This is a genomic window from Enterobacter cloacae complex sp. XAL002 (assembly GCF_049236805.1).
GTDB lineage: Bacteria > Pseudomonadota > Gammaproteobacteria > Enterobacterales > Enterobacteriaceae > Enterobacter > Enterobacter intestinihominis.
This window is the reverse complement of the sequence record NZ_JBMKJN010000023.1, coordinates 62,093-71,683: the sequence shown is the minus strand read 5'-3', so window position 1 is coordinate 71,683 and position 9,591 is coordinate 62,093. Positions and strand designations below refer to the sequence as shown.

Genomic DNA, 9,591 nt, shown 5'->3' with positions numbered 1-9,591 from the left:
TTATAACTGTTACCCATGTATCCGGTCTAAAGTGTTACCCATGTTTCCGGTTCATACCGAAGCGCCACCGGGGACATGCTGACTACTGCGCGGTCTTCTTCATCATACTGAAAATAAACAACACCGCCGCGCACAATACCACCGACGGCCCTGCTGGCGTGTCATAGAAAGCCGAGAAGGTTAAGCCGCCCGTCACCGCGATCATTCCGATAATCACCGCGATACCGGCCATTTGCTCCGGCGTACGCGCAAAACGACGCGCCGTGGCGGCAGGGATTATCAACAGCGACGTGATGATCAGCGCGCCAACAAATTTCATCGCCACCCCGATGGTTAACGCCGTCACCAGCATCAAGAGCAGCTTCACGCGCTGAAGCTTCACGCCGTCGACAAAGGCCAGATCGGGGCTGACGGTCATTGCCAGTAAATTCCGCCACTGCCACAGCAGGATCCCGAGTACCACCACCACGCCAATGGCAATGGAAATCAGATCTTCGGGCGTGACGGCCAGCAGATCGCCGAACAGATAGGCCATCAGGTCTACGCGTATGTTTGACATCAGGCTCACCACCACCAGGCCCAGCGACAAGGCGCTGTGCGCCATAATGCCGAGCAGGGTATCAATTGCCAGATGAGGGCGTTTTTCCAGCCAGACCAGACCGGCGGCCAGCAGCAGCGTGACGACAATCACCGCATAAAACGGGTTTACGTCCAGCAACAAACCAAACGCGACACCCAGCAATGACGCATGGGCCAGCGTATCGCCGAAATAGGACATTCTGCGCCAGACGACAAACGAGCCGAGTGGACCCGCGGCGCAGGCAAGCATAATCCCGGCCAGCCAGCCGGGCAGTAACAGTTCAATCATGAGTGTCCATTTCCCCGACGCAGGACAATTCGTCCCTGTAAATCATGGCGGTGATTGTGATTATGGCGATAGATGCCCAGCTGTTCGGCGCCACGATGGCCAAACATGGAGATAAATTCGGGATGCATTGACACCACTTCCGGCGTGCCGGAACAACAAATGTGATGATTCAGGCACAGCACTTCGTCGGTTTTGGCCATTACCAGATGCAGATCGTGGGAGACCATCAGCACCGCGCAGTTAAGCTCCCGACGGAGCTGGTCGATAAGATCGTACAGCGCAACCTGACCGTTGACGTCGACACCCTGCGTCGGCTCGTCCAGGACCAGCAGCTGAGGGCTGCTGAGCAGGGCGCGGGCAAGCAATACGCGCTGGGTTTCACCGCCCGACAGCTTTTGCAAAGGCGCCTCAACAAGATGTCCCGCCTGAACGCGTTTTAGCGCCGGTAGGATATCCGCTTTACGCGTACCGGGACGGAGACGCAGGAAGCGGCTCACCGTCAGGGGCAGGGTGGCATCAAGATGTAATTTTTGCGGCACATAGCCGATACGCAATTTGTCCTCGCGGACGATAACACCTGCGTCAGGGGCTACCAGGCCTAATACGACGCGCACCAGCGTCGATTTGCCTGCACCGTTAGGGCCGAGCAGCGTGAGTATTTTGCCGGGCTTCAGATTCAGCGACACGTCAGAAAGGACGCGGCGCTGGCCGAATGAGACCGAAACATTTTCAAGAGAAACTAAAGTCGTCATGTCAATTTAAGCTTGCAGAAGTCATCGAATGTTATAATATCACATTCCACGCATTCATTACGATGATTAGTCGCATTATGTTACAGAAAAATACGCTTCTTTTCGCAGCTTTATCCGCTGCTCTTTGGGGGACAACAGCACAAGATGTTAACGCTGCCGTTGTCGCTTCGCTTAAACCACTTGGCTTTATCGCCGCTGCCATCGCCGACGGTGTGACGGACACAGAGGTTCTTCTGCCTGACGGGGCCTCCGAGCATGATTATTCTCTGCGTCCGTCTGATGTAAAACGCTTACAGAACGCGGACTTAGTCGTCTGGATTGGTCCTGAGATGGAAGCGTTCATGCAGAAATCCGCTAAACAGGTCCCTGCGGAGAAACAGGTGACGATTGGTGAGCTGTCCGCTGTGAAACCGTTACTGATGAAAGGGGCTGAGGACGAGGGCGACGAACACGACCACGACCATGCTCATGGCGAAAAAGGTGACGACCATCACCATCACGGTGAATACAACATGCATCTCTGGCTCTCCCCAGAGATAGCGCGGCTTACAGCGGTTGCAATCCACGACAAATTAGTGGAACTTATGCCGCAAAGTCGAATCAAACTCGACGCCAACCTGAAGGATTTTGAGGCTCAATTAGCCGCAACCGACAAACAGGTAGGTAACGAGCTCGCACCGCTTAAAGGAAAAGGGTACTTCGTTTTTCATGATGCCTACGGGTATTACGAGAAACATTACGGTCTGACCCCATTGGGGCATTTTACCGTCAACCCTGAAATTCAGCCTGGTGCGCAGCGTTTACATGAAATCAGAACACAGTTGGTTGAGCAAAAAGCGACATGCGTTTTTGCTGAGCCACAGTTCAGGCCAGCGGTCGTAGAAGCCGTGGCCAGGGGAACATCCGTGCGCATGGGAACCCTTGACCCGCTAGGTACGAACATCCAGTTGAGCAAAGCGAGCTATTCGCAGTTCCTCAGCCAACTGGCGAATCAGTATGCGAGCTGCCTGAAAGGAGATTAACGAGGAAGTGAATACGTGCAACAGATAGCCCGCTCTGTCGCCCTGGCATTTAACAATCTGCCTCGACCCCACCGCGTTATGCTGGGGTCGCTTACAGTTCTCACGTTAGCGGTCGCCGTCTGGCGGCCCTATGTTTACCACCCGAGTTCTGCCCCTATTATTAAAACCATCGAACTGGAGAAGAGCGAGATCCGCTCTCTGCTGCCTGAGGCCAGCGAGCCTATCGATCAGGCCGCACAGGAAGATGAAGCTATTCCCCAGGATGAGCTGGATGACAAGATCCAGAATGAAACCGGCATTCATGAATATGTTGTTTCTACTGGCGATACGCTGAGCAGCGTCCTGAACCAGTACGGTATCGACATGGGCAACATTAGCCAGCTTGCCGCATCCGATAAAGAGCTGCGTAACCTGAAAATTGGTCAGCAGCTTTCCTGGACCTTAACGCCCGACGGCGATCTGCAACGTCTGACCTGGGAGATGTCCCGTCGCGAAACCCGCACCTACGATCGCACCGCAAACGGTTTCAAAATGACCAGTGAAATGCAGCAGGGCGACTGGGTTAACAGCGTGATGAAAGGGACCGTCGGCGGCAGCTTTGTTTCCAGTGCCCGCGATGCTGGCCTGACCAGCGCTGAAATCAGCTCGGTGATCAAAGCCATGCAGTGGCAGATGGATTTCCGCAAACTGAAAAAAGGCGATCAGTTCTCTGTCCTGATGTCCCGCGAAATGCTGGACGGTAAGCGCGAGCAGAGCCAGCTGGTGGGTGTTCGCTTGCGTTCAGACGGCAAAGACTACTACGCCATTCGCGCGGAAGACGGTAAGTTCTATGACCGCAGCGGTACGGGCCTGGCAAAAGGCTTCCTGCGTTTCCCAACGGCGAAACAGTTCCGTGTCTCCTCCAACTTTAACCCGCGTCGTCTGAACCCGGTAACGGGTCGCGTAGCGCCGCACCGTGGCGTTGACTTCGCCATGCCGCAGGGCACGCCAGTGCTGGCGGTAGGGGATGGTGAAGTGGTCATGGCGAAACGCAGCGGTGCTGCTGGCTATTACGTTGCTATTCGTCACGGTCGCACGTACACCACCCGCTACATGCACCTGCGTAAACTGCTGGTCAAACCGGGCCAGAAAGTGAAACGTGGCGATCGCATCGCGCTGTCCGGTAACACAGGCCGTTCGACGGGGCCGCACCTGCACTACGAAGTGTGGATCAACCAGCAGGCGGTTAACCCGCTGACGGCGAAACTGCCGCGCACCGAAGGGCTGACCGGGAAAGATCGCAAAGAATACCTGGCGCAGGTGAAAGAGGTGATGCCACAGCTGCGCTTCGACTAAGCTAACACCCTCAAAAATAAGCCGGCGTCAGTGTGCGCCGGCTTTTTCTTTTGTACGCGGACGGCTGCATCGCTACACTATCTGAATATATTTTTGCGTCACCAGACCCTGGAACCCGCATGGAAACCAAAAAAAACAATATTGAGTACATTCCCGAGTTTGAAAAATCCTTTCGCCACCCGCGTAACTGGGGCGCCTGGCTTGGCGTATACGCGTTTGCTGGCATGGCGTTGCTACCTGCTTCCCTCCGCGATCCGGTGCTCGGAAAAGTGGGGTGCCTGGCAGGGCGCTTAGGTAAAAGCGCACGCCGCCGGGCGCAAATAAACCTTCTGTACTGCTTCCCGGATAAAACCGACGTCGAACGCGAAGCAATCATTGATGACATGTATACCACCGCGCCACAGGCCATGGCGATGATGGCGGAACTGGCGCTAAAAGGGCCGGAAAAGATCGTCGACCGCGTTGACTGGAAAGGGCTGGAAATCATCGACGAGATGCGTCGCAATGATGAAAAAGTGATTTTCCTGGTGCCGCACGGTTGGGGGGTCGACATTCCGGCAATGTTAATGGCGTCGCAGGGCCAGAAAATGGCGGCGATGTTCCATAATCAGGGAAACAAAATCTACGATTTCGTCTGGAATACCGTGCGCCGTCGCTTTGGCGGACGTCTGCACGCCCGAAACGATGGCATTAAGCCTTTCATTCAGTCCGTACGTCAGGGTTACTGGGGCTACTACCTGCCCGATCAGGATCACGGTCCTGAGCACAGCGAGTTCGTCGATTTCTTCGCGACCTATAAAGCTACGCTACCCGCGATTGGTCGCCTGATGAAAGTCTGCCGCGCCCGCGTGATCCCGCTGTTCCCGGTTTATGACGGTAAAACGCATCGCCTGAGCATTGAGGTACGTCCGCCGATGGACGATCTGCTGACCGCGGACGATCGCACCATTGCACGCCGCATGAATGAAGAGGTGGAAGTGCTGGTGGGGCCACATAAGGAGCAATATACGTGGATCCTGAAGTTGCTCAAAACGCGTAAACCTGGCGAAACAGAGCCGTACAAGCGTAAAGAGCTTTTCCCGAAGAAATAGGAAACCTTCACCCCTCTCCCCTTAGGGGAGAGGGGATCGGAGCTTACTCTACGGTCAGTACGCGGGTGGTATTGGTTGAGCCGATGGTGCTCATCACGTCACCCTGCGTCACGATAACGATATCACCGGATACCAGATAACCTTTGTCGCGCAGCAGATTCACGGCATCGTGCGCGGCGGCCACACCGTCATTGGTGCTGTCGAAGTAGACTGGCGTCACGCCGCGATACAGCGCCGTCAGGTTCAGCGTACGCTCGTGACGGGACATGGCGAAGATCGGCAGACCGGAGCTGATGCGAGACGTCATTAGCGCGGTACGGCCAGATTCGGTCATGGTGATGATCGCTGTGACCCCTTTCAGGTGGTTGGCTGCGTACATCGCGGACATCGCAATCGCTTCTTCCACATTGTCGAACTGGATATCCAGGCGGTGCTTGGAGACGTTAATGCTTGGGATCTTCTCCGCACCCAGGCAGACGCGCGCCATGGCGGCCACGGTTTCCGCCGGATACTGACCCGCAGCGGTTTCTGCTGACAGCATCACCGCGTCAGTACCATCCAGCACGGCGTTCGCCACGTCCATGACTTCCGCACGGGTTGGCATTGGGTTGGTGATCATGGATTCCATCATCTGGGTGGCGGTGATCACCGCGCGGTTCAGCTGACGCGCGCGACGGATCAGCGCTTTCTGGATACCGACCAGTTCAGGGTCGCCAATTTCCACGCCCAGATCACCACGGGCAACCATCACCACGTCAGACGCCAGGATCACGTCGTCCATCGCGTCCTGATCGCAGACCGCTTCAGCGCGTTCCACTTTCGCAACGATTTTCGCATCGCAGCCTGCATCACGCGCCAGGCGGCGAGCATAGTTCAGATCTTCGCCGCAGCGGGGGAAGGAGACGGCCAGATAATCCACGCCGATCTGCGCTGCGGTCACGATATCCGCTTTGTCTTTATCGGTCAGCGCTTCGGCAGACAGGCCACCGCCGAGTTTGTTGATGCCTTTGTTGTTGGAGAGCGGGCCGCCGACGGTCACTTCGGTGAACACCTTCATACCCTGAACTTCCAGCACTTTCAGCTGTACGCGTCCGTCGTCCAGCAGCAGGATGTCGCCAGGCACAACGTCAGCAGGCAGACCTTTGTAGTCGATACCCACTTTTTCCTTATCGCCTTCGCCTTTGCTCAGGTTGGCATCCAGCAGGAATTTATCGCCGATGTTGAGGAAGACTTTGCCTTCTTTAAAGGTCGATACGCGGATTTTTGGACCTTGCAGGTCACCGAGGATAGCAACATGGCGGCCCAGTTTAGCTGCGATTTCACGCACTTTGTCGGCACGTAATTTATGGTCTTCTGGCGTACCGTGAGAGAAGTTCATGCGCACCACGTTGGCACCCGCGGCGATAATCTTTTCGAGGTTATTATCGCGGTCGGTGGCCGGGCCTAGGGTGGTGACGATCTTGGTTCTGCGAAGCCTTCTGGACATGTAATACTCCGTTGACTGAAACAACTTTGGTGTTGCGTGAACATAGAATCGGCCTTCATCTATCGCAAGGCAGTAGCGAGGGGACCGAATGCCGTAAATCGTACATCGTCGTTATTAGGGAACATCGCTCTTTATAAGCAATTCTTTATCAAAACGCGATTCTTTCAGGGCTTCCTTGACCCGCTTCAAGTTATCCCGGAATTTTGCGCCCCGGCGTAAAGTAAAACCGGTCGCCAGCACGTCGATGACCGTCAGCTGCGCCAGGCGGGAGACCATCGGCATGTACATGTCGGTGTCTTCCGGTACGTCCAGGGTAATGGCGAGCGTTGCTTCCCGGGCCAGCGGCGTACCTGCCGTCGTCAGGGCGATGACCATCGCATCGTTGTCACGCGCGAGTTGCGCCAGCTCCACCTGGCTCTTGGTGCGGCCCGTATGGGAGATGAGTACCACGACATCATCTTCGCTACAATTCATACAGCTCATGCGTTGCAGCACAATGTCATCGGAGTAAATCACCGGCACGTTAAAGCGAAAGAACTTATTCATGGCGTCATGCGCCACGGCGGCGGACGAGCCAAGGCCAAAGAAGGCAATCCGTTTGGCCTGCGTAAGAAGATCGACCGCGCGATTCACTGAACTCATGTCCAGAGACTGGCGAACATGGTCGAGCGTGGCCATTGCCGATTCAAATATTTTTGCGGTGTAAGCATCAACGCTGTCGTCTTCATCTACATTGCGATTAACATACGGGGTACCGTTTGCCAGACTTTGTGCCAGATGCAGTTTAAAATCAGGAAAGCCGCGGGTGTCCAGACTACGACAGAATCGATTGACCGTCGGTTCGCTGACGCCCGATTCCTGTGCCAGAGCGGCGATGCTTGAATGAATCGCCTGAGCGGGCGCGGCGAGAATAACTTCAGCCACTTTGCGCTCGGATTTGCTAAGGTGTTCCAGTTGAAACTGGATTTTTTCCAGCATGTTCATTGTTAACAAGACGCTCATGAGGGCATAAACGATTTCATAGAGATGAAACCTAGATTCGATTTAGCCGATATTACCCCCGGGACACCCGAAAGGGTAATCGTCGACAAGAAATGTTGTTGTTTTTTTTCATTACTTGATCGACGTCGGGTTTTGCTCTGACCCTGTTGCGCAAAGAATCGACATTAGTTGCGTCACCAGACGGGCATTATGGCACCGGCGACGAAAAATCACCGTATCGCACGTGACGTTAAGCGCTAATGGTTTCAGGAAACGCGTAAAAGCAGTACAGTGCATTGTAATAAAATTACAACGATACCTGGCAGAGTACCAGGAGATCTAACTGAGGAGAATGACATGGCGGTAACGCAAACAGCCCAGGCATGTGACCTGGTCATTTTCGGCGCGAAAGGCGATCTTGCACGCCGAAAATTGCTGCCTTCCCTGTATCAGCTCGAAAAAGCGGGCCAGATCCATCCCGATACCCGAATCCTTGGGGTAGGGCGCGCCGACTGGGATAAGGAGGCTTATACCAAAGTCGTGCGCGAGGCGCTCGAAACCTTCATGAAAGAGAAAATCGATGAAAGCCTTTGGGATAAGCTGAGCGGGCGTCTCGATTTCTGCAATCTGGACGTCAACGATGTAAGCGCCTTTACCCGTCTGGGTGAAATGCTGGACCAGGAAAATCGCGTCACCATTAACTATTTCGCCATGCCGCCAAGCACCTTCGGCGCCATCTGCAAAGGTCTGGGCGAAGCGAAGCTGAACGCCAAACCGGCGCGCGTGGTGATGGAGAAGCCGCTGGGTACGTCGCTGGCAACCTCGCGTGAAATCAACGACCAGGTGGGCGAGTTCTTTGAGGAGTGTCAGGTTTACCGTATTGACCACTATCTGGGTAAAGAGACGGTTCTGAACCTGCTGGCGCTGCGTTTTGCCAACTCCCTATTTGTGAACAACTGGGACAACCGCACTATCGACCACGTGGAAATTACCGTGGCGGAAGAAGTGGGCATCGAAGGCCGCTGGGGCTACTTCGACCAGGCCGGCCAGATGCGTGACATGATCCAGAACCACCTGCTGCAAATTCTGTGCATGATTGCCATGTCTCCACCGTCAGATCTGACGGCCGACAGTATTCGTGACGCCAAAGTGAAAGTGCTGAAATCACTGCGCCGTATTGACCGCTCCAACGTGCGTGAGAAAACCGTGCGCGGCCAGTACACCGCAGGTTTTGCCCAGGGGAAAAAAGTCCCTGGCTATCTGGAAGAAGAGGGCGCGAACAAGTCCAGCAACACCGAGACGTTTGTGGCGATCCGCGTGGATATCGACGACTGGCGCTGGGCCGGCGTGCCGTTCTACCTGCGTACCGGGAAACGTCTGCCGGCAAAATGCTCCGAAGTGGTGGTCTACTTCAAAAATCCGGAACTGAACCTGTTCAAAGAATCCTGGCAGGAACTGCCGCAGAACAAACTGACCATCCGTTTACAGCCGGACGAGGGTGTGGATATTCAGATCCTGAACAAAGTGCCGGGTCTTGATCACAAACACAACCTGCAAACCACCAAACTCGACCTGAGTTACTCTGAAACTTTCAACCAGACGCATCTGGCTGATGCTTACGAGCGTCTGCTGCTGGAAACCATGCGTGGTATCCAGGCGCTGTTCGTCCGCCGCGATGAAGTGGAAGAGGCGTGGAAGTGGGTGGACTCAATCACCGAAGCGTGGGCAGCCGACCAGGACGCGCCAAAACCGTATCAGGCGGGAACATGGGGACCTGTCGCCTCCGTTGCGATGATCACCCGTGATGGCCGCTCCTGGAACGAGTTTGAATAACCCCTATCTCTAGCCCAAAGGTGTTATTTTACCGGTAACATGATCTAACACAGCAAGTGGCATAATTTTTAATCTTTTAAGCTCCGCGTGGATTCACCCGCGGAGCTTTTTTTATTACACTCCCTTCAGACATTTTGCCCCTGTGCTCCGGATATCAGGCGTTTCAGCGTTGTTAACAACCGTCAGAAACTGTGTAAACTCCCGAGCCTGGACAGATAAATTA

Annotated in this window: 8 protein-coding genes; 4 read left to right on the top strand and 4 right to left on the bottom strand. The window is 54.9% G+C overall.

All coding sequences use genetic code 11. The features are described 5' to 3' along the window. Window positions 1–82: 82 nt before the first annotated feature. Both znuB and znuC read right to left on the bottom strand, forming a co-directional pair. On the bottom strand, window positions 83–868 hold the full coding sequence (gene znuB / locus ACOT0L_RS19140; RefSeq protein ID WP_022648485.1) for a zinc ABC transporter permease subunit ZnuB: 786 nt from the start codon (window positions 866–868) through the stop codon (window positions 83–85). After that, window positions 865–1,620, bottom strand: a complete 756-nt coding sequence (gene znuC, locus ACOT0L_RS19135) for a zinc ABC transporter ATP-binding protein ZnuC (RefSeq protein WP_003859757.1) — start codon at window positions 1,618–1,620, stop codon at window positions 865–867. The genes znuB and znuC overlap by 4 nt, the downstream gene beginning before the upstream one ends. 77 nt (window positions 1,621–1,697) lie before the next feature. Between znuC and znuA the strand changes: the two genes are divergently transcribed. The 3 genes from znuA (at window position 1,698) to lpxM (ending at window position 5,068) form a co-directional block, all read left to right on the top strand. After that, entirely contained in the window at window positions 1,698–2,642 is a 945-nt protein-coding gene (gene znuA / locus ACOT0L_RS19130; RefSeq protein ID WP_032622452.1) for a zinc ABC transporter substrate-binding protein ZnuA, read from the top strand. Between the two features lie 15 nt (window positions 2,643–2,657). After that, window positions 2,658–3,977: a murein DD-endopeptidase MepM gene (gene mepM, locus ACOT0L_RS19125; protein ID WP_063146310.1), complete on the top strand. Its 1,320-nt coding sequence runs from the start codon at window positions 2,658–2,660 to the stop codon at window positions 3,975–3,977. Window positions 3,978–4,096: 119 nt separating this feature from the next. Then, window positions 4,097–5,068 carry a lauroyl-Kdo(2)-lipid IV(A) myristoyltransferase gene (gene lpxM, locus ACOT0L_RS19120; protein ID WP_022648482.1) on the top strand — a complete coding sequence of 324 codons (972 nt, stop codon included), beginning with the start codon at window positions 4,097–4,099 and terminating at the stop codon, window positions 5,066–5,068. Window positions 5,069–5,111: 43 nt separating this feature from the next. Here lpxM and pyk read toward each other — a convergent pair whose 3' ends face one another. Beyond that, complete coding sequence (gene pyk, locus ACOT0L_RS19115; protein ID WP_003859767.1) at window positions 5,112–6,554, bottom strand: pyruvate kinase; 1,443 nt, start codon at window positions 6,552–6,554, stop codon at window positions 5,112–5,114. Window positions 6,555–6,668: 114 nt separating this feature from the next. After that, window positions 6,669–7,538: a MurR/RpiR family transcriptional regulator gene (locus ACOT0L_RS19110; protein WP_003859769.1), complete on the bottom strand. Its 870-nt coding sequence runs from the start codon at window positions 7,536–7,538 to the stop codon at window positions 6,669–6,671. Between the two features lie 354 nt (window positions 7,539–7,892). Between ACOT0L_RS19110 and zwf the strand changes: the two genes are divergently transcribed. Continuing rightward, window positions 7,893–9,368 (top strand): glucose-6-phosphate dehydrogenase, encoded by a 1,476-nt coding sequence (gene zwf, locus ACOT0L_RS19105; protein ID WP_022648481.1) that lies wholly within the window; start codon window positions 7,893–7,895, stop codon window positions 9,366–9,368. Window positions 9,369–9,591 lie beyond the last annotated feature (223 nt).